At 65.2% G+C, this 17,940-nt stretch carries 19 protein-coding genes; 5 read left to right on the top strand and 14 right to left on the bottom strand.

From position 1 onward, the window contains the following. Nucleotides 1-2 precede the first annotated feature (2 nt). Nucleotides 3-320 (top strand): transcriptional regulator, encoded by a 318-nt coding sequence (locus tag ABEB22_RS19695; protein WP_339115576.1) that lies wholly within the window; start codon nucleotides 3-5, stop codon nucleotides 318-320. 6 nt (nucleotides 321-326) lie between these two features. Here ABEB22_RS19695 and pobA read toward each other — a convergent pair whose 3' ends face one another. Genes pobA through ABEB22_RS19675 form a run of 4 tightly spaced genes read right to left on the bottom strand, consistent with a single transcriptional unit; the run spans nucleotide 327 to nucleotide 4,434 of the window. Then, on the bottom strand, nucleotides 327-1,493 hold the full coding sequence (gene pobA / locus ABEB22_RS19690; protein WP_339115612.1) for a 4-hydroxybenzoate 3-monooxygenase: 1,167 nt from the start codon (nucleotides 1,491-1,493) through the stop codon (nucleotides 327-329). A gap of 18 nt (nucleotides 1,494-1,511) precedes the next feature. Beyond that, the gene (locus ABEB22_RS19685; RefSeq protein WP_339115575.1) at nucleotides 1,512-2,897 is read right to left on the bottom strand and encodes a TRAP transporter large permease; all 1,386 of its coding nucleotides are present in this window, start codon (nucleotides 2,895-2,897) and stop codon (nucleotides 1,512-1,514) included. Further along, nucleotides 2,887-3,396 carry a TRAP transporter small permease subunit gene (locus ABEB22_RS19680; RefSeq protein ID WP_349295053.1) on the bottom strand — a complete coding sequence of 170 codons (510 nt, stop codon included), beginning with the start codon at nucleotides 3,394-3,396 and terminating at the stop codon, nucleotides 2,887-2,889. The genes ABEB22_RS19685 and ABEB22_RS19680 overlap by 11 nt, the downstream gene beginning before the upstream one ends. Nucleotides 3,397-3,399: 3 nt before the next feature. Then, nucleotides 3,400-4,434, bottom strand: a complete 1,035-nt coding sequence (locus ABEB22_RS19675) for a TRAP transporter substrate-binding protein (RefSeq protein WP_349295052.1) — start codon at nucleotides 4,432-4,434, stop codon at nucleotides 3,400-3,402. Nucleotides 4,435-4,559: 125 nt separating this feature from the next. On the opposite strand from ABEB22_RS19675, the gene ABEB22_RS19670 reads away from it, so the two are divergent. Then, nucleotides 4,560-5,450 (top strand): helix-turn-helix domain-containing protein, encoded by an 891-nt coding sequence (locus ABEB22_RS19670; protein ID WP_349295051.1) that lies wholly within the window; start codon nucleotides 4,560-4,562, stop codon nucleotides 5,448-5,450. A 49-nt stretch (nucleotides 5,451-5,499) separates the two neighbouring features. On the opposite strand, the gene ABEB22_RS19665 is transcribed toward ABEB22_RS19670, so the two are convergent. Both ABEB22_RS19665 and choX read right to left on the bottom strand, forming a co-directional pair. Then, nucleotides 5,500-6,426 (bottom strand): alpha/beta fold hydrolase, encoded by a 927-nt coding sequence (locus tag ABEB22_RS19665; protein WP_349295050.1) that lies wholly within the window; start codon nucleotides 6,424-6,426, stop codon nucleotides 5,500-5,502. Continuing rightward, a complete protein-coding gene (choX, locus tag ABEB22_RS19660) occupies nucleotides 6,423-7,346 on the bottom strand; it encodes a choline ABC transporter substrate-binding protein (protein ID WP_349295049.1) in 924 nt (307 codons plus the stop codon). Before choX ends, ABEB22_RS19665 begins: the two co-directional genes overlap by 4 nt. A gap of 127 nt (nucleotides 7,347-7,473) precedes the next feature. On the opposite strand from choX, the gene betI reads away from it, so the two are divergent. Continuing rightward, on the top strand, nucleotides 7,474-8,130 hold the full coding sequence (gene betI / locus ABEB22_RS19655; protein WP_339115569.1) for a transcriptional regulator BetI: 657 nt from the start codon (nucleotides 7,474-7,476) through the stop codon (nucleotides 8,128-8,130). Between the two features lie 21 nt (nucleotides 8,131-8,151). On the opposite strand, the gene ABEB22_RS19650 is transcribed toward betI, so the two are convergent. Beyond that, nucleotides 8,152-9,045 (bottom strand): LysR family transcriptional regulator, encoded by an 894-nt coding sequence (locus tag ABEB22_RS19650; protein WP_339115568.1) that lies wholly within the window; start codon nucleotides 9,043-9,045, stop codon nucleotides 8,152-8,154. Nucleotides 9,046-9,217: 172 nt separating this feature from the next. Here ABEB22_RS19650 and ABEB22_RS19645 point away from each other — a divergent pair, with 172 nt between their 5' ends. Together ABEB22_RS19645 and ABEB22_RS19640 are read left to right on the top strand one after the other, a co-directional pair. Continuing rightward, entirely contained in the window at nucleotides 9,218-10,291 is a 1,074-nt protein-coding gene (locus tag ABEB22_RS19645) for an alpha/beta hydrolase (protein ID WP_349295048.1), read from the top strand. A 124-nt stretch (nucleotides 10,292-10,415) separates the two neighbouring features. Beyond that, the gene (locus ABEB22_RS19640; protein ID WP_349295047.1) at nucleotides 10,416-10,811 is read left to right on the top strand and encodes a cupin domain-containing protein; all 396 of its coding nucleotides are present in this window, start codon (nucleotides 10,416-10,418) and stop codon (nucleotides 10,809-10,811) included. Here ABEB22_RS19640 and ABEB22_RS19635 read toward each other — a convergent pair. The 7 genes from ABEB22_RS19635 to ABEB22_RS19605 all read right to left on the bottom strand — a co-directional run bounded on the left by ABEB22_RS19635 (nucleotide 10,799) and on the right by ABEB22_RS19605 (nucleotide 17,931). Next, the gene (locus ABEB22_RS19635) at nucleotides 10,799-11,488 is read right to left on the bottom strand and encodes a 4'-phosphopantetheinyl transferase superfamily protein (protein ID WP_339115565.1); all 690 of its coding nucleotides are present in this window, start codon (nucleotides 11,486-11,488) and stop codon (nucleotides 10,799-10,801) included. The genes ABEB22_RS19640 and ABEB22_RS19635 overlap by 13 nt on opposite strands. 3 nt (nucleotides 11,489-11,491) lie before the next feature. After that, nucleotides 11,492-12,031, bottom strand: coding sequence for a sigma-70 family RNA polymerase sigma factor (locus ABEB22_RS19630; protein ID WP_339115564.1), 540 nt, complete (start codon nucleotides 12,029-12,031; stop codon nucleotides 11,492-11,494). Nucleotides 12,032-12,195: 164 nt separating this feature from the next. Further along, entirely contained in the window at nucleotides 12,196-13,473 is a 1,278-nt protein-coding gene (locus ABEB22_RS19625; RefSeq protein ID WP_349295046.1) for a SidA/IucD/PvdA family monooxygenase, read from the bottom strand. Then, nucleotides 13,473-14,504, bottom strand: a complete 1,032-nt coding sequence (locus ABEB22_RS19620; RefSeq protein WP_349295045.1) for a GNAT family N-acetyltransferase — start codon at nucleotides 14,502-14,504, stop codon at nucleotides 13,473-13,475. Before ABEB22_RS19620 ends, ABEB22_RS19625 begins: the two co-directional genes overlap by 1 nt. Beyond that, nucleotides 14,497-15,387, bottom strand: coding sequence for an alpha/beta hydrolase-fold protein (locus ABEB22_RS19615; protein ID WP_349295044.1), 891 nt, complete (start codon nucleotides 15,385-15,387; stop codon nucleotides 14,497-14,499). Before ABEB22_RS19615 ends, ABEB22_RS19620 begins: the two co-directional genes overlap by 8 nt. After that, nucleotides 15,384-16,604, bottom strand: coding sequence for a PLP-dependent transferase (locus ABEB22_RS19610; protein ID WP_349295043.1), 1,221 nt, complete (start codon nucleotides 16,602-16,604; stop codon nucleotides 15,384-15,386). Before ABEB22_RS19610 ends, ABEB22_RS19615 begins: the two co-directional genes overlap by 4 nt. After that, nucleotides 16,588-17,931 carry an MATE family efflux transporter gene (locus ABEB22_RS19605; RefSeq protein ID WP_349295042.1) on the bottom strand — a complete coding sequence of 448 codons (1,344 nt, stop codon included), beginning with the start codon at nucleotides 17,929-17,931 and terminating at the stop codon, nucleotides 16,588-16,590. The genes ABEB22_RS19610 and ABEB22_RS19605 overlap by 17 nt, the downstream gene beginning before the upstream one ends. Nucleotides 17,932-17,940: the final 9 nt, after the last annotated feature.

The raw sequence follows: 17,940 nt of genomic DNA, 5'->3' as shown, positions 1-17,940 counted from the left end.
CCATGAGTGAGACACCGACAGATCTACCCCATCCCGCCAAGGACGAGCTGCGCCTCGAGACCGTTCTGTTCGCGCTGAGCGATCCGGCACGTCTCGATATCGTGCGGCAACTGGCCGATGGTCCGCTCGAGATGGCGCGGTGTCATCTGACGGACCCCGATATCCCCAAATCGACCAAATCGCATCTGATGAAGGTGCTGCGCGAGGCGGGCATCATTCTCAACTTGCCCAAAGGGCGCGGGCGCGTCCTGTCGATCCGGCGCGAGGAGCTTGACGAACGCTTCCCCGGCTTGCTCGATGCGGTGCTGAACGCGCCCTGAGTCAGCCTATTCCAGCGGCAGCCCCACATAGTTCTCGGCAATCGAGCGCGATGCGGCCTCGGAGCCCGCGATATAGTGGAAATCGGCCTGCTGCATGCGCTTCTCGAAGGGGCTGCCTCCGGGGAACTGGTGCATCAGCGTGGAGAGCTGCCACGAGAAACGCTCGCATTTCCAGACGCGGTCGAGCGCCTTTGCCGAATAGGCCTCAAGCCGCGTGTCATCGCCCTCGTAATGCGCAACGAAGGCCCGCGACAGCAGCCGCACATCCGCCACGGCGGCATTGAGCCCCTTGGCGCCGGTGGGCGGCACGATATGGGCCGCATCGCCGGCAAGAAAGAGCGCGCCATACCGCATCGGTTCGGCGACGAAGGAACGCAGGGGGGCGATGGATTTTTCAAAAGACGGGCCGGTGCGCAGCCCGTCGGCCGCAGGCCCCAGACGGTTGGAGAATTCCTCCCAGAACCGGTCATCGGACCAGTCCTCCACCCGATCCGACAGATCGCATTGCACATAATAGCGCGAGCGCGTCTGCGAGCGCATGGAGGCCAGCGCGAAGCCGCGCGCATGGTTGGCATAGATCAGTTCATGCGCGACGGGCGGTTGGTCGACCAGGATCCCCAGCCAGCCGAACGGGTAGACGCGCTCGTAGGTCTTGAGAATATCGGCCGGGATCGCCTGCCGCGAGACACCGTGATAGCCGTCGCAGCCCGCGATGAAATCACAAGAGACCTCATATCGGTTGCCGTTCTGGGTGAAGCCGACACTGGGGTCGCCGCTTTTGAGCCCGTCGAGGGTCACATCCTCCACATTATAATAGAAAATCTGCCCCTCTTCGGTCCGCTTGTCGAAGAGATCCCTGGTGATTTCGGTCTGGCCATAGACCATGACCTGCTGACCGGTCAGCCCCTTCAGGTCGATCCGGTGACGCTCACCCTCGAAGGCCAGCTCGAACCCGTCATGGGCGATGCCCTCGCGGTGGAGCCGCTCGGCTACGCCCGCCTCCTCGAGTGTGGTCACCGTGCCCCATTCAAGGATACCGGCACGAATGCGGCCCTCGATATAGGCGCGGTCCTTGCGGTCGAGAACGATGGTATCGACGCCCGCATTGGCCAGAAGCTGGGCCAGCAGAAGGCCACTCGGCCCCGCGCCGATGATGCAGATTTGGGTTTTGATCGTGTTCATGGGGAGACCTCAGAATAGTCGGGTCAGCGCCAGCGACAGGCCGGGCACAAGCACCAGCAGGCCGACACGGACCAGTTCGATGGCGAAGAAAGGCGCGACACCTGCAAAAATGCGGGTGATTGGCGTCTGCGGAGAGAAGGATTTTATGACAAACACATTCATGCCAACGGGCGGGGTAATCAGCCCCAACTCGACGACAATCAGCGCAAGGATGCCGAACCATATCTTCAGATCGGCATTGCCCATGCCGAAGGCGGCGGTTTCGGCGGTGATGTAATCTCCGCCATTCAGCTCGACGAGCACCGGCCAGAAGAAAGGCACCACCACGAGGATCATCGACAGGCTCTCCATGAAACAGCCGAGGATGATCAGCGCCACCAGCATCGCCACAAGGATCACATAGGGATCGAGCGTGGAGGCCGCCGCCCAGTCCGAGAGCGCCGATGGCAGCCCCGTGCGGGCAAAGAACCCCTTCAGGATATCCGCCGAGAAGAGGATGAAATAGATCATCGCGGCGGTTTTGGCTGTGGCAAGTAGCGCGTCCTTCAGCCGTGCCCATGTCAGCCCGTCCTCGTCCGAGAACCGCCGCAACACGAGCCCGTAGACAAGGATCAGGAACACCCCGATCGCGGCCGCCGGTGTCGGCGTGAAGAGCCCCATGCCGAGGCCGAGAATGATCGTGCCGAAGATCGCGGCCACAGGGGCCAGTCTGTGGATCGCGTGGCGCACCTGCGCGGCAGGGATCTCGGTCAGTGGGGGCACAAGCGCGGGGTTGCGGGCGATGCGCAGGCGGATCACCACCAGAAACAGCACCACTGCCATAAGACCCGGCAGGATCGCTGCGCGGAACATCTCGAGGATCGACGCCTCGACCACGATGGCATAGATTACCAGCGCCACCGAGGGCGGGATCAGGATGCCCAGCGTGCCGCCGGCCGCCAGAACGCCGGTCGCCAGACCCTCGTCATATTTCAGCCGCCGCAATTCCGGCAGGGCTACGCGTGACATGGTCGAGGCGGTGGCGATGGAGGAGCCGCTGACTGCGCCGAAGCCGCCACAGGCAAGGATCGTGGCCATTGCGACCCCGCCACGGATCCGGCGGGTGAGCACCGCCAACCCTTGGAACAGATCACGCGACAGGCCGGTTTCGGCGGCGAGATAGCCCATCAGCACGAAGAGCGGCACGACCGAGAGATCGTAATTGGCCACCGAGTTCCACAGCGCGGTCTTGAACTGTTTCAGATAGGGCGCGAATTTTACAAAGGGTGAGGCGAGGCTCAGTGCATAGGTGCCGATGATGCCCGTCAGCAGCATAGCCAGCGCCACCGGAATGCGGAGCAGGATCAGGGCGAAGAGCCCCCCCAGCCCCAGAAGGCCGATCAATTCAGGCGCCATGGGGCATCTCCGGTGCAAAGGTTTCCATCAAAGCCGCCAGTGCCCAGAGCAGGCAGGAGATCACGGCCGTGGGCATGAAGATCCAGACAGGCCAGCCCAAAACGGCGGTTTCCACATTGTCGCTGCGGGTTTCCAGCGTGCCTAGCACCAGCATATAGGCCATCCAGAGTGCGATGGCCGTAACCACCAGCCCCGAGAAAAGCGTGACCAGCCGGTTGGCCCAGCGGGGCGCCTTGTCCATGAAGACATCGACCGCCGCATGGCCGTGATGGAGCTGGCAATAGGGGAACATTGCAAGCCCAGCGACGCCCGCCAGCATGGTCACGCCATCCTCGTAGCCCGACAGTCCCGCGACATCGCCGCCCCAGAGCCCCGCGATCATATCGGCCAGAAAACCGGCTGCATTGAGAGCCGTCGCGCCAACAATGACGAGCAGCACGAGGCCGCCCGTCACTGCCCAAGCCGCGATGACCCCGTGGAAAAGGGATCTCTTGGTCATGGGTTACTCGCTATGGCTTGCAACGGCAGTTCTGGCTTTTTCGATCAGCGCGTCACCGTCGATCCCCAGCCCGTCGGCCTCCTTGGTCCAGCGGGCGGCGACGGCGGAGAAGGGGGCGTCGAACTCGGCCGAGGCTTCGGGCGAGAGAGCGATGACGCTGTTGCCAGCCTCTTCGGCCATCTTCACGCCAACCGGCTCGATCTCGTTCCATGCCGCGCCCATCTCCTCGGCCAGTGCCGCGCCGGAATGGTCATCAATCACTTTCTGCAGATCGGGCGGGAGCGATGCCCATGCGTCCTTGTTCATCGCGAAAAGGAAAGTCGATGTGCCGAAACGGTGCCCCTGATCCAGCTCGATCGTGGTCTCGGTCAGCTCCGACAGGCCCAGCGGAATGGCCACCTCGAAGGGCACCAGCGCGCCATCCACAACCTTTTTCGAGAGGGCTTGCGGCAGGGCGGGCACGGGCATCGCCACCGGTTCGGCGCCCAGCTCCTCGAGCACCCAGGCTCCGGTGCGCGAGGGGCTGCGGACCTTCAGCCCCTTGAACCCCGCGACCCCGTCGATGGAACCACTTGCCAGATGCAGCGCGTTGCCGGCATGCACATGCACGAGGATCGGATGCACATCTTTGAAATCCTCGGCCAGATCGCCCATCATGTCCTGAATGGCCAGATTGGTCGCGCGGGCATCGCCGCCATGGACATCGGGTAGCTCGAAGACCTCGAGACGCGGGAAGGTGCCGGGCGTATAGCCGGGCAGGGTCCATGCCAGATCGACCACCCCGTCACGCACCTGCGAATAAAGCTCGGGCGGCGCCCCTCCAAGCGCCATCGACGGAAAGATCTCGAAATGGATGCGCCCGCCGGAGGCCTCTTCCACCGATTTCGCCCATGGCTCGAGCAGGAGCGTCTGCACGGGGGCCTTGGGGCTCAGGAAATGGTGGATCGAAAACTGGAAATCCTGCGCCTGCGCTCCGGCGGCCATCAGCGCGCCAAAAGCCGTCGCCAGACCCAATGCGGGTAGACGTGTTAGTTTCATGGTTCTCCTCCCATAAATATGGATCGAGGATCACCTTTTTCAGGGCTGGCGTGGAATGGACGTGGCGAACAAAAATTTGTATTATTCGATCAATCTGGTCCGGAGGAGCGAAAAAGGGGGATGTCATGTCGCGGATGATCCCGATCTACGAACTCTATGGCGAACTGCTCTCGGGGGCGTTTACCGACCCGATCCATCACGAGACGATCTTCGAGCGTTCGAGCCAGAATGACTGGACGATCCGGCTCCACCGCCATGCGAGACTGGTGCAGGTCTTCCTGTTCCGCACGGCGGGGGTGCGGCTGCGGATCGGCGAGGTCGACTATCACAGCAGCACGCCGTTGGTGCTGCTGGTGCCGCCCGAGACGCCGCACGGGTTCCGTTTTCCGGAGGCGATCGACGGGGATGTGCTCTCGATCCCCGTGGCCGAGATCGCTCCGCCGGTGCTGGAGAAGCTCCGGCAGGTGATGCAGTCCTCGGGCGGTATCCTGACCGGCCCCGCCGCGCAGCGTTTCGAGGCGATCGACATGCTGATGCGCCAGATCAGGGATGTCTACCACTCGATGGGCAGCGAGCGGGCGGCGCTTCTGGGAGCATTGACCCAAGCAACGCTCCTGTCGCTGATCGGGGAGTTGCGCCGGATCGCGCCGGTCGGCGGCACCGCGTTCCATAGCGAGATGAACCGTCACGAGCTGCAGGCGCAGGCATTTTGCGAGCTGGTCGAGGCGCATTTTACCCAGAGCATGCCGATCCCCGACTACGCCCGCGCCATGGCCGTCTCGCCGCCGCATCTGACACGCGTATGCCGGCGTATCCTCGGCACCTCGCCCAACGAGCTGATCCGCAAGCGCCGGATGCTGGAGGCCAAGCGCCTCTTGGCCTATACGCGGCTCTCGGTGCAGGATGTGGCGCAGCGTTCGGGCTTTGCCGATATCACCTATTTCAGCCGCACATTTACCAAGACCATAGGGATGACCCCGAATGCGTTCCGGCGCAGTGGCGAGGGGCGCCCCTGATAGATCGGGGCGGGTGGCGGCCCGATGGGCCACCACTTATCTGGGGTAGTCAGCACTGATCCTGCGCCTGCGCGGAGGTCGTGCACAGTGTGTCCTCGAACCAGTCACACAGATCCCCCACGACCTCTTCCGAGATCCAGTGACCCAAGCCCTTATAGATCCGCAGACCGGCGTTCGGAATGCGCGCGGCCGCCTGCTGGCCCAATTGCAAGGGAAGGCAGGGATCGGTTGTCCCATGGACCACAAGCGCCGGCAGGTCGAGCCGGCCCAGACCGCTCACCCAATCGGGGCTGTCGGTGATGGCCATGGCCTGTCGCAGGTAGCCGCCGCCATTGCCCCCGCCCAGATCGGACCGGTCGAGCAGCGCCTTCGCCCCCGCCCGCGTCCGCGGATCATCGGCAAGCATCGTTCCGCCCGAGTAATATTCGGCGCTCTCGCAATAGGTCTGCATTTGTCCTTCGCGATCGGCGGGCAGCAAAAAGAAACGCTCGATCATCACGGTGTTCTCGGGGGTGCCTTCGGCCACCGGCTCGCCATCCGCGCTCGACAGCGACACAAGCGCCGTCACCCGCCCGGGGGCCTGCATCGCGACATGCTGCGCGATCATGCCGCCCATCGAGAAACCTGCACAGGCAAAGCGCTCGATGCCCAGATGATCGGCCAGCGCCAGCACATCATCGGCCATATCGCTAAGGTGATAGGGGGCAGCTATGGCATGGCGGCTGATCCAGCGAAACCCCTCGGGCACCTGCGCAAAGGGCTGTCCCATCCGCTGCGAGAGGCCCATATCGCGATTGTCGGGCCGGATCACGCGGAAGTTCCGGGCCAAACCTGCGACCAGTGTTTCGGGCCATTCCGTCAGTTGCATCCCGAGGCCGGTGACCAGAAAGATGGCAGGCGCATCGGCAGGGCCGTCCATGCGGTAGCACAGACGGACCCCGTTGACCTGCGCGAAACGGTCTGCCGCCTCGCTCACAGCCCGAGCCCTTCCCTGACGGCCGGCAATGCGGGGTTGCCGTCGCGGGTGGTTACGCCCGCCAGCCAGCCCTCCAGCATATCGCTATGCTCGCCGAGCAGCTTGCGGGCCGCATCGGTCGGTGACATGCCGTCATTGAGGATATAGCCCATGCCGATATTCTCCATATCGACCGTGAACTTGAGCTGCGAGAGCAGCTTGCCGGTATTGGGGCATTCCTCCGCATAGTCTTTGCGGAACTGTGTATGAACAGTGGCACCACCAAAATCGGGGCCGTAGAACTTGTCACCGCCCGTCAGGTAGCGCATGTCGAATTCCGTATTCATCGGATGCGGCGCCCAGCCCATGAACACGATCCATTTGCCGCGTTTCACATCGCTTTCCACCTGCGCGAGCATGCCCTGCTCGGAGCTTTCGACGATCTGCCAGTCCTCGAGACCGAAGCCACCATTGTCGCGCGCGTCGATCATGCTGTCATTCGATCCCGGCGAGAGGCCGTAGAGCTTGTGGTCGAATTCGTCGCCATGCGCGGCGATATCGGCGAAATCATGCACGCCCGCCTCATAGACATAGGATGGCACGGCCCAGGTATATTTGGCGCCCTCGAGATTCTGGGTGACCGTCACGACCGAGCCATCTTCCTTGAACGGCTTGTAATACTGTGCCATCGCCGGATCCCAGTAGCCAAGGAAGGCGTCGACATCCTTCTTGGCCATGAATTGGTAGATGATCGGGATGCTCAGCAGCTCGACATTGGCACTATAGCCCAGCTGTTCGAGAAGAACCTGCGCGATGCCCGAGGTCAGGGCCGTATCGGTCCAGCCCGGCTCGGCGAGCTGGACCTTGCTGCAATCGGCTTGTGCAAAGGTGGCGGAGGCAAGGAAAGCGCTGGCAGCGAGCGCCGCTCTGGCGGTCATCATATTCGTATATCCTATCCTGTGGTCTATAAGCTGACTCTGCGGTCAATATACGCATTGTTAAGATAAGTTGACCTATCGGTCAATCTACTCTACCGAAAACGTCCCGATATAAGAAGGAGGGCTGCTTTTGGGACGCAGACCGTTATCGCAGATCCGGCGCCGCGAATTTGCCCGAGCCGCGCATCAATGCCTTGCGCGTTACGGCATGGCGGGCACGACGCTTGCGCGTGTGGCCGAGGAGGCGGGGGTCTCGAAAGCCAGTGTGCTGCATTATTTCGGCAATAAGGACGATCTGCTTGAGGCGGCCTTGCGTCATGGCAACAGCGCCCTGCGTGACGAGGTTTCGGCGCTGATGAAAGTGGCGCGAAATCCGTGGCAGCGGATCTATGCGGTGGTCGAGGCCAACCTCTCGCCTCGTGCGTTCCGCCCCTCGATCGCGCAGGGCTGGATGTCGCTCAGCGCGGCCGTGCCCTATAACCGGCAATATCAGCGTATCCAGACGGTGATCTATGCCCGCACCCGCAGCAATCTGATCGGCCCCCTGCGCAGCCTGTCCGAGGCGCAGACCGCCGAAGGCATGACCGATGCGCTGATTTCCGTAATAGATGGTGTCTGGATGCGGTGCGGATTGAGCCTCGGCGGGATGACGGTAAAGGACGCCCGTGACCAGATCGAACTTCTTCTCGACGCGCGCTTTGCGGATACGCCCGAGCGCCGTGCCGCGCGCCAATGCATGGCCGAGGCCTGCCGTGTGCTGATGCTGTCCAAGGGGATCACGGACTGATGGGGGCGGTTCTGCCGCCCGTCAGCTCCTGAACCGCAGCCGGTCGATCAGCAACCTCAGGGCCGAGCTGAGGTTGTGCCGGCCCATATAGCACAGGTGATAGCCCGCAAAGGCCGGACAGAACTCCGCGAGCACACGCCGCAGCTCTCCGGTCGCGAGATCGGCGCGGACCTCCGGAAGCGGCAGGAAGCCGATGCCGTGGCCGGCGCGCACGGCCTCGCGCACCAGAGCCGGATCGTTGAGGATGAATGGGCCGGTCAGCTTTTTCACGATCTCGGTGCCATCCGCCTCGAATTCCCAGTCATAGACAGGGCCATCGGCACGGTGACGCATCAGAAGGCAGTCATGCTCTTCCAGATCGTCGGGATGGAGGGGGGTGCCGCGGCGTGAAAGATAATCGGGCGCGGCCACGGCGGCCATTTCCAGCGGGGGCCCGACCGGCACCGCGATCATATCGGGGCTCAGATGCTCGCCTAGCCGGATTGCGCAATCGAAGCGGTCCTCGGCCAGATCGGAGAGCCGTCCGTCGCTGCTGATCTCGATCCGCACCTCGGGATAGTCGCGCACCAGCTGCGAGACCACCGGCCAGAGGTAATCGCGCGTGGCAGGCGCGCTCGAGGTCACGCGCACCAGCCCCGAGGGGCGCTCGCCCAAGGTGCGGATCTCCTCGATCCGGTTGCCCAGCTGCGCGAAGCTTGGCGCGAGCGCCGCCAGAAGCTGTGCCCCCGCATCGGTGGGCGTCACCTTGCGCGCGCTACGGTTCAGCAGCCGGATGCCGATCCGGTCCTCGAGCCGCCGGATCGTATGGCTGACAGCGGATTGCGAGATGCCCAGCCGGTGTCCGGCGCGGGTGAAATTGCCCTCCTCGCTGACGGCCAGAAGGGTCGAGAGATCACCGAGCAGTTCGCGGTCCATGAATATCTCCTGAAGTTCGGTCATGCTGTGACCAGTTTGTCAGATGTTCTGCCGGAAATCTTGTCCCATTGCATGAATCCTGTTCATGGGGCCGATGCCTGATGGCGGCCTTATCCAGCGGGCCGGATCGCGCCAGATTGGGGGCAGGACGTATATGATGATGGAGTTTCCCATGACCGAGCAGACAGATCCCGCAGATCCCGCCCGTCGCGACCTTCTTCTGGGGGCGGGCCTCGGGGCCGCAGCCCTGGGCATGATCACCCTGAGTGCCGAGGCCGCGCTCGCGCAGGCCACGCCCGAATGGGACAAGACCTTCCCCCGAAGCGCGCGTGTCGATCACCGCAAGGTCGCCTTTACCAACCGCTACGGCATCGCGTTGGTGGGCGATCTCTACCTGCCAAAGGAGCACCGTGGGGCGCTGCCCGCCCTTGCCATCGCCGGCCCTTTCGGCGCGGTCAAGGAACAGGCGGCAGGCCTTTACGCGCAGGAGATGGCCGAGCGCGGCTTTGCGGCGCTGGCCTTCGACCCGTCCTATATCGGCGAGAGCGGCGGTGTGCCGCGCTATGTGGCCTCGCCCGATATCAATACCGAGGATTTCATGGCGGCGGTCGACTTCCTTGGCCTTGCGCCGGAAATCGACCGCGAGCGGATCGGCCTCATCGGCATTTGCGGCTTTGGCGGCAAGGCGCTGAATGCGACCGCCCCTGACAAGCGGGTAAAGGCGGTGGCGGTGACCTCCATGTATGACATGAGCCGCGTGATGGCGCATGGTTATAACGATGCGATGAGCGGCGAGGCGCGTCAGGCCGCCCTCGAGGCGATGAGCCGCCAGCGCTGGGAGGATGCGGCCTCGGAGGCGGCGCCGGAACGGGCGGGCGGATTGCCCGACAGTCTGGAAGGGATCGATAATCCGGTCATCGCCATGTATCATGGCTATTACAAGACGGATCGGGGCTATCATCCGCGCGCGCTCAACTCGAATGGCGGCTGGAACACCACCTCGCCCCTGTCCTTCATGAATATGCCACAGCTGACCTATCTCGACGAGATCTCGCCGCGTCCGGCGCTGATCATCGCGGGCTCGGAGGCGCATTCGCGCTATTTCAGCGCAGATGCCTATGCGCGGGCGGCCGAACCGAAGGAATTGGTGATCATCGAGGGCGCAGATCACGTCGACCTCTATGACCGCAAGGAGATCATTCCCTTCGACCGGCTTCAGGGTTTCTTCGAGACCCATCTGGCCTGAGCGCCCTCCGCTTGCCTTCTCCGCAGGCTGGCCGCAACTATGCAGGGCACGCCCCGCCGCAACACAGCGGGCAGCCCTATCCGGTGGAGCGGTTTTCCGCGCCATCCAACCCGAGGAGACAACCATGAAAATCATCCGCGCAGGCAGCACGCCCTCCGCTCCGGGCCCCGAGGCCTATTTCACCGGCACCGTGCGCATCGACCCGATGTTCCAAGCCGACGCACCGGGCCGCACGAGCGGTGCCCATGTCACGTTCGAGCCCGGCGCGCGAACCGCATGGCACACCCATCCCGCAGGCCAGACCATCATCATCGCCTTCGGGCGCGGGCGGGTCCAGCGCGAGGGCGGGCCGGTCGAGGAGGTGAGCACCGGCGATGTGGTCTTTTTCCCAGCAGGGGAGAAACACTGGCATGGGGCAGCACCGCAAACCGCCATGTCCCATATTGCCGTGCAGGAGAGTATCGACGGCTCCCCCGTGACATGGCTCGAGAAGGTGAGCGATACCGATTACGGTGCCTGATCGCGGTAGGCACGGGGAGCGCGGATTTCGGGTGGCTGTTCCTTGTCATCCACCCGCGCCGCGCGGGCATCTTCCATCCGGCAAAAGCTGAGGACCGCCTCCCCGAGGTGGAAGACGGGCACGGTTATGCGGCGCCTTGCGGGAAAGAATGCGAGCAGTTCTGCGGAGGGCGCGAAGACGAGCGCCCCCCCCGAGGGCCGCGCGGCGAGCCGGATCGCATCGAATTCAAGCACCCGCCCGACACTTGGATAGACCGCCTTGTAGACGCTTTCCTTGGCCGAGAAGACCGCAGCCGCCTGCCAGAGCAATGCATCGCTGCCATGATCGAGGAGCGCACGTTCGGACGGGCCCAACGCGACCGAGAGGATGTCTTGCGCGGTCTGCCACTCCGGCACGCCTTCGATATCGACCCCCCAATGGCAGCCGGTCCCGCGATGGAGCAGACAGAGCGTGAATGGCCCCCAATGGCTGAGGCTGCCCCGCGTGCCCGGAGGCCAGTCGCGGGGCGCGCGGGGCCGGCAGGGCACGCGGCTCGCGGGCAGGCCGAGTGCCTGTTGGCCCTGCGCCACGAGCCTGTCGGCACGCAGATGCGCGGGACCGTCATCATGGCCTGTCAGCAGGATGGTCATGGAATCGGGGCGGCACAGGAGCCTGTCGGCATGTCGCGGCAGGCGCATGGGTCAATGCTCCGGCCGCTGCGGCTCGAGCACGTCCTGTAGCTGGGCATGGACACGGGCGATGATCGCATTGATGCGGGCGGGCGAAAGACCCTCGCGCGTGGCCAGATCGCGCTGTCGTATCCCGCCCAGCCTGTGGTCCAGAAAGATGCTCCGGTCGCGGTCCGGCACGCGGGCCAAACCTTGCTCCAGGAGATCCAGGCGCTGTCGGTCGAGCAATAACCGCTCGGGATCGGCCTGCGGGCAAGGAAGTTCGGTGACCGGCTCCGCTCCCGGTTGGCGCTTTGTGCGGCGATACTGGTCGATGGCGAGATTGCGGACCATGCAGCCAAGCCATGCCTGCGGACGGGCGATCTGCTCGCGCCGCAACGGACAGTCGAGGCAGCGCAGCGCCGCTTCCTGCAGGACATCCTCGGCCTGATCGCGGTTTCCCAGCACGCGCATGGCCTGACATAGAAGCCGTTCGCGTCGTGACTGTAGCGTATCGAGCAGATCCGCCCGCAGGGCGGTATCGGGCAAGGAAGGGGGGGCAGCAACGGGCATGGCATCACCTGAAAAGGGAGGGATCATCTGCCGGGCGCGTCGCTGAGTAGATGGGCCAGACCTAGCACGGGCAGTGTTTTACAGACAAGGCTCTCCACAAGTCAGGCGGCGCCCTGACGCCGCGGCATGGGCAGGAGGCCGCCGGATGCGGCCTCCCCTCCCGCTCACTCGGCGGCGAGGCTGTGGCGGCGCGCCTGCGCCAGCCCGATCAGGCTCTGTGCCAGCTCGTCCGCGCGCAGCGCCAGCACCGACAGGAGCGTATCGCTCAGGCCATGGGTGCTCTCGCTGAACCCCTGCACGAAAATGCCGGGGGCAAAGCCGTTTTCCATCGGTAGGCGATAGCTCCGGTCGGGCAGATCGCCCGTCCAATGCGGCGCCAGATCGCCCAGCAACCGCCCGTCGATCCGGCGCTCGAACCCGGTGGCGAGGATCACCAGATCGGCGGCGATCTCCTTGGGCCCCTGTGGCCCCGCAAATGCCAGCACCACGCCGTTTTGCCGCCTATGGGCGCCGGTGAGCCGCTGTTCGGGATGCACGCCCAGACGGTCCTCGCCGGTGACGCTCTGCTCGTAGAGCCGGTCATAGAGCCGCTCGATCAGATCGGCATCGGCCACCGAATAATTGGTGGCGGCCAGCGCCCTGAGGGTCTCGTGCCGCTCTGTCTCGGAGCGGGCATGGAACCGGTCGGTGCCTGCGGGGTCGAAGATCTCGTTGACGAAAGGCGTATCGTCGGACGGCCGCAGGGCGGTCGCGCGCAGCACTAGATCGATCCTGGGCGCTTCGGGGCGGCTGGCCAGATCGTCGAAGATCTCGGCCCCGCTCTGGCCGCCGCCGATCACCGCCACCCGCATGCCGGGCTTCAGGCGGGGCAAAGCGCGGGACAGGTAATCGCGTGAATGGATGACACGCGGATCATCGCGCAGGGCCTCGATCGCGGCTGGCCAGCGCGGCTGGCCACCGGGCGCGAGGATGAGATTGCGCGCCGTCTCGGCCCATTGCCGCCCCTGACGGTCCTCGGCAATCACCGAGACCGCGTCGATCCGCCCATGGCGCTTCACGGGGGCAAGCCCCACCACCTTGCGGTCATAGGTGCAGACAGGTAGCTGGCCCGCCACCCATGCCAGATAGTCATTGAACTCGACACGGCTGGGGAAGAAGGTCTTGCGGTTGATGAACCGCCCGAGCCGCCCCTTGGCATGCAGATAGGCCACGAAGGAAAACGCGCTTTGCGGATTACGCTGACTGACCAGATCCTTGAGGAAGGAGACCTGCATATCGGCGCCTTCAATCATCATTTCAGGATGCCACGCGAATTGCGGGCGCGCTTCGAGAAAACGGGTGCGCAGCCCCGCATTCCGCTCGTGCAACGCCACGGCAAGCGCGAGGTTCGAGGGGCCGAAGCCCATGCCGATCAGATCGAATTCACTATCGTGAGAAGTCATTACCAGTCTCCTTTATCCAGAAGGCGCGCGGCCGATAGCCGGAGCGGCTGGCCGTCTGTGGGCGCGGGGCGCGCCCATGCGCGGGTCTCGAAGAAATGCTGGCGGTCGAGGGCAACGAGGCTGGCACGTTTATGGGGGAAGTCGAAATCGCGCAGATGGGCAAAGCCCGCCCGCGCCAGATTGCGAAGCTGCTGGGCATGGCTGGCCTTCGGCTCTCCCATGATGCGGGCACAGCGCGGCTCGGACAGGAACATGTAATGCATGAGCGAGGGCAGCCATGCGGTGATATAGTCCGCCCCGCGCACGCTCTCCTCGCCCACCAGCACATGCCAGCCCCGATCAAAGGGGCCTGCCTCGTAATGCGCGCCGATCCGGTTCTCGCGACACCAGTACAGCTCGAAATAGGCGAAGGGCATGTCATCGAGCATCCCGATCACCCCCGTCATATGCGGATCGGCCAAAAGCCGCTCGAGATAGGCCTGATGGGCCTCGAGGCTGCCCGCCTCCTCGAAAAAGGCCGCCACGCGCGGGTCGTTCTGCCAGCGGTGGAACAGGGGCAGATCGTCCATGGTGAGCGCGCGCAGGCCGAATGTCTGGCCGAGCCAGGGAATATAGCGGCGATAGAGCTGCCCTTCCGGCGCAGGCGGGCGCAGCGGGTGGCGGCCATGGGGGCCCTGCCGCCAGACCAGCGGATAGGCGGGCGCGTCATGGCACAGCCAGAGATCGGGCACCTGCCAGAGCGTTTCGGGCAGAACGAAATCCCCGCCCGCGCAGGCCAGCGCCACGCCCTGCGCCCTGAGCCGCGGGAGCAGCGGCGCCCATGCCGCCCCATCAAGACGCAGCGCCACCTCCGGCCCCTGCGCGGTCAGGCGCTCGCAGGCGGACAGCGTTTTGGCGAAAAGCTGATCGGGGGGCATAGGGATTTCAGGGGCCGCAAGCGCAAGCCGCCCCTCGCCATGATCGCTGACCGCGAACACAGTGCCGCAGGGCAGGGTGACGGCCTGCGGGAAGGGAGAAAGATCATCAGGCATGGGTTGGCTCCTCGGGGGGCAGGGCAAAAGCCCAGTGCAGGGCGCGATTGATGGCAACAGGCAACACCGACATATGGGTCTCGCCGGCATAGGTCTCGTAGTGCGTCTCGATCCCCATGGCGGCGAGCGTCTGGGCCATCTCCTGTGCGGCCGCCACGGTGCGGGTGCGGGCTTTCTCGGCCAGACGGAACTCGGCATCGGGGGCCGCGCGCTGGAAGGGAGCAAGGATGTCCCCCTCCCATTCGCCCGCCGACAGGTGCACACGCGGCGCGGTGGTGGTGGGCGGGGTGAACCCTGCCAGATGTTCAAGAATGAAGCTCTCCTCCCATGTGATCGCGGGGCTTGCCGCAATCACATGGCGGAACGCGGCCGGTTGCGTAAACATCAGCCACAACGCGAACAGCCCGCCAAAGGAATGGCCGAATAGCGCGCGGTTGTCCGGGTCGAGCGGGGCGATTGTGTCGAGGAAGGGGCGGACATCTTCCAGCAGGAACCGCGCCATCTCGGCGCCCCCGCCCGTGCGCACCTCCGGCCCGCCTTCATGGAAGGGCGGGTAGCTGCGGCCCGGCGGCGGGCCCAGATCCCAGCTGCGGCGGAAGCTGTCATAGGGCGCATCGCTCGGATAGCCCACCGCCACCAGCGCGCCCCAGCCAAGCCCCGTACCCGTCGGCCAGAAGGCCTGTGCCCGCATCGCATCAATGGCGGTGCCGATCACCGCATTGCCGTCAAGCATCCATAGCGCGGGCCAGCCCGCCTGTGGCGCGGGGCCTTCGGGGAGCCAGAGGAACACCCGCCTGACCGCGCCGGTGATGCTGTCCTCGAGGTCGAACCACCGTGTGCGCGGCGCGAGCCCCTGTCCTTCGGCAAGCAGCTTGGGGCTCATTGCGCAGCCTCCATCTGTTGGGCGGCCGCAAGCGCCTGCGTCAGATCCGCCGCGAGGATCTCGACCGGCTCGAGCCCCACAGCCAGCCGGATGGTGCGCGGGCTGACCCCGAAGTAGCGGAAGGAATTGGCCGCCCCCGCCAGACCGCAAGCCGCACTGCCCGGCACGATGAGGCTCTCGGGCCCACCCCAGCTGACCCCGATCCGGATCGTTTCGAGCGCATTGCAAAAGCGCGCCACATCGATCCCCTCGTGCAGATCAAAAGCGAAGAGCCCGCCATAGCCGGCAAGCGCGGAGGCCGCCCATGGCGCGAGCCCCGGATGATTGACGGCGCTGATGGCGGGATGCGCGGCCAGTTTGCGCGCCAGCGACAGCCCCGAGGCCATATGACGCCCCATGCGCAGATCGAGCGTGCGCATGCCGCGCAGGATCAGGAACGCATCCATCGGCGACATGCGCGCGCCGTAAAGATGGGTGGCCTCGTGATCGATCCGCGTGATCAGCTCCCGCGATCCCGCCACCAGCCCGCCCAGCGTATCGCTATGGCCCGAGAGATATTTCGACGCGGCATGGACCACCAGATCGATGCCCAGCGTCGCGGGCTTCTGATAGAGCGGCGTGGCCCAGCTGTTGTCGATGACGCTGAGCGTGCCTGCCGCGCGGGCCGCTGCGGCCAGCGTGGCCAGATCCTGCTCGTGGAAGGTCCAGCTGGTGGGGCTCTCCAGATAGAGGAGGGCCGCCTGCGGCAGGGCCTCCATCAGGGCATGGGTGTCGCGCCCATCAATATAGACGGTCTCGATGCCAAAGCGTTTCAGCACGGTCTCGCAAAGCCGGAAGGCATCGGAATAGAGATGGCGCACGGCCACGACCCTGTCTCCGCTTTTCACGAAAGGCAGGATCGCGCCACAGATCGCCGCCATACCGGAGGCAAAGCCGCGCGCGGCCTCGGTCTGTTCAAGCCGCGCGATCAGCCCCTCCAGCTCGCTCACCGTCGGATTGTCGCCGCGCGAATAGATAAAACGGTCCGAGCGCCCGGCGAACACATCGGCGATCTGGTCATAGCTCTCGAAAAGGAAGGAACTGGACTGGAAGATCGGGGGCGCGGAGGCCGCCAGCGCATGGGGGCGGGCAGGGCTGATCAGGTCATCAGGCCCGTTCGCTGTGTCAGGCCCGATCTCTAGGTCAGGCCCGATCTCTAGGTCAGGATTGAGGGTCATGGGACATCTCCCTTGGTTGGAATGGGGTGGGGGCGCTGCGCATCATCCAGAGCGCGAGCGCACCGCCGAGGAGGGTGGCAAGGGTCAGTGCGGGGGCGAGCCCCGCCACGCCGAGGAGGGGCAGCATCAGCGCCAGAAGCGGCCAGAGCAGCCAGCCCGCAGGCGCAAGGCCCAGACAGCTGGCGCGCAGCGGGTCGATCCGTGACTGCAGCAGGATCTGCACCTGCAGGCGCAGCGCGAGGGCGGGCAGCCCCAGCGCGAGCCAGCGCAGGAGCGGGACGGTCTGGCCCGCAAGATCCGGACCTGGGGCAAGGAGCGCGGCGAGCAGGGGGGCCAGCAGGAGGATGGCCACGCACGTCCCCGCCCCCGCCCCGATCAGGGCGCGCAGCCCGTAGCGGAACACCGCGCGCAGGCGGGCGGGATCGCGCGCGCCGATGGCATGGGCCAGAAGCGGCTGGAGCCCCAGCGCGAACCCTTCCATCGGGAGCTGCACGATCAGCAGCAGTCTGAGCGCAAGCCCCAAGGCGGCCAGAGTGGCGGTATCGCCCAGCACGAGCGCCAGATGCAGGACCGCCATCATGCTGAGCGTGGTCAGCAGCACAGATCCCGCCTCCGGCAACCCGATCCGCGCCATATCGGCCAGAGGGGCGATACGGTCCAGACAGGGGCGGCGTGAAAGGGGCGCAAACCACAGCGCCCAAGCGCCAAGCGTGACACTCTGCGCGCAGAGCGTTGCGATCGCCGCCCCCTCGAGCCCGTAGCCAAGCCCGAAGATGAAGAGCGGATCGAGCGCGATATTCAATCCGAAACAGAGCGCCAGAAGCTTGAGGCTCGTGGCAGAGGCGCCGCGCCCGATGGCCAGAAAATCGCACTGGATCTGCATGAGCGAGCCCGCCATGGTCAGGATGAGGAACGGGAAATATCCGCGGGCAAGCCCCGCGAGAGGGTCGGTCTGCTCCAGCCCCAGAAGGCCCAGAACCGGTGCCTGCGCCAGCCAGAGCGCGCTACAGAGCCCCGCCGCAAGCCCCAGCGCCGTGACCAGCGCAAGCCCTGCAACGGCCCGCGCCATCTGTGTATCCGCCGCCCCCAAGGCGCGCGCCGTCAGGCTGGCCGCGCCGATGCCGATCCCGATCCCGAGCGCCGCCACCAGTCCCGCAAGCGGTGCCATCAGCGAGAGCACGGCCAGAGGCTCGGTGCCAAGGCGCGCGACGAACCCCGCATCGACCACCTGATGAAGCGCATTGAGCGACAGCCCCGCCATGACAGGCAGGCCGAGCTTGCGGGCAAGTCGGGGAAGATCGGGATCTGAAAGGTCTGGGGGGGCCATCTGGGCGCC

Source organism: Thioclava sp. 'Guangxiensis' (assembly GCF_045348365.1).
In the GTDB taxonomy this organism is placed as follows: domain Bacteria; phylum Pseudomonadota; class Alphaproteobacteria; order Rhodobacterales; family Rhodobacteraceae; genus Thioclava; species Thioclava kandeliae.
Note: the sequence above shows the minus strand (reverse complement) of the source record. Positions and strands in the feature narration are given on the sequence as shown.

Coding starts and splice junctions, on each gene's coding strand:
- ABEB22_RS19630 (WP_339115564.1), bottom strand. CDS start 12,031: ATGCCCGTTGCTGCCCCCCCTTCCTTGCCCGATACCGCCCTGCGGGCG.
- ABEB22_RS19605 (WP_349295042.1), bottom strand. CDS start 17,931: ATGGCCCCCCCAGACCTTTCAGATCCCGATCTTCCCCGACTTGCCCGC.
- ABEB22_RS19680 (WP_349295053.1), bottom strand. CDS start 3,396: ATGACCAAGAGATCCCTTTTCCACGGGGTCATCGCGGCTTGGGCAGTG.
- ABEB22_RS19675 (WP_349295052.1), bottom strand. CDS start 4,434: ATGAAACTAACACGTCTACCCGCATTGGGTCTGGCGACGGCTTTTGGC.
- ABEB22_RS19695 (WP_339115576.1), top strand. CDS start 3: ATGAGTGAGACACCGACAGATCTACCCCATCCCGCCAAGGACGAGCTG.
- ABEB22_RS19670 (WP_349295051.1), top strand. CDS start 4,560: ATGTCGCGGATGATCCCGATCTACGAACTCTATGGCGAACTGCTCTCG.
- ABEB22_RS19685 (WP_339115575.1), bottom strand. CDS start 2,897: ATGGCGCCTGAATTGATCGGCCTTCTGGGGCTGGGGGGGCTCTTCGCC.
- ABEB22_RS19625 (WP_349295046.1), bottom strand. CDS start 13,473: ATGACTTCTCACGATAGTGAATTCGATCTGATCGGCATGGGCTTCGGC.
- ABEB22_RS19650 (WP_339115568.1), bottom strand. CDS start 9,045: ATGGACCGCGAACTGCTCGGTGATCTCTCGACCCTTCTGGCCGTCAGC.
- ABEB22_RS19620 (WP_349295045.1), bottom strand. CDS start 14,504: ATGCCTGATGATCTTTCTCCCTTCCCGCAGGCCGTCACCCTGCCCTGC.
- ABEB22_RS19645 (WP_349295048.1), top strand. CDS start 9,218: ATGACCGAGCAGACAGATCCCGCAGATCCCGCCCGTCGCGACCTTCTT.
- ABEB22_RS19635 (WP_339115565.1), bottom strand. CDS start 11,488: ATGCGCCTGCCGCGACATGCCGACAGGCTCCTGTGCCGCCCCGATTCC.
- ABEB22_RS19610 (WP_349295043.1), bottom strand. CDS start 16,604: ATGACCCTCAATCCTGACCTAGAGATCGGGCCTGACCTAGAGATCGGG.
- ABEB22_RS19615 (WP_349295044.1), bottom strand. CDS start 15,387: ATGAGCCCCAAGCTGCTTGCCGAAGGACAGGGGCTCGCGCCGCGCACA.
- choX (WP_349295049.1), bottom strand. CDS start 7,346: ATGATGACCGCCAGAGCGGCGCTCGCTGCCAGCGCTTTCCTTGCCTCC.
- ABEB22_RS19640 (WP_349295047.1), top strand. CDS start 10,416: ATGAAAATCATCCGCGCAGGCAGCACGCCCTCCGCTCCGGGCCCCGAG.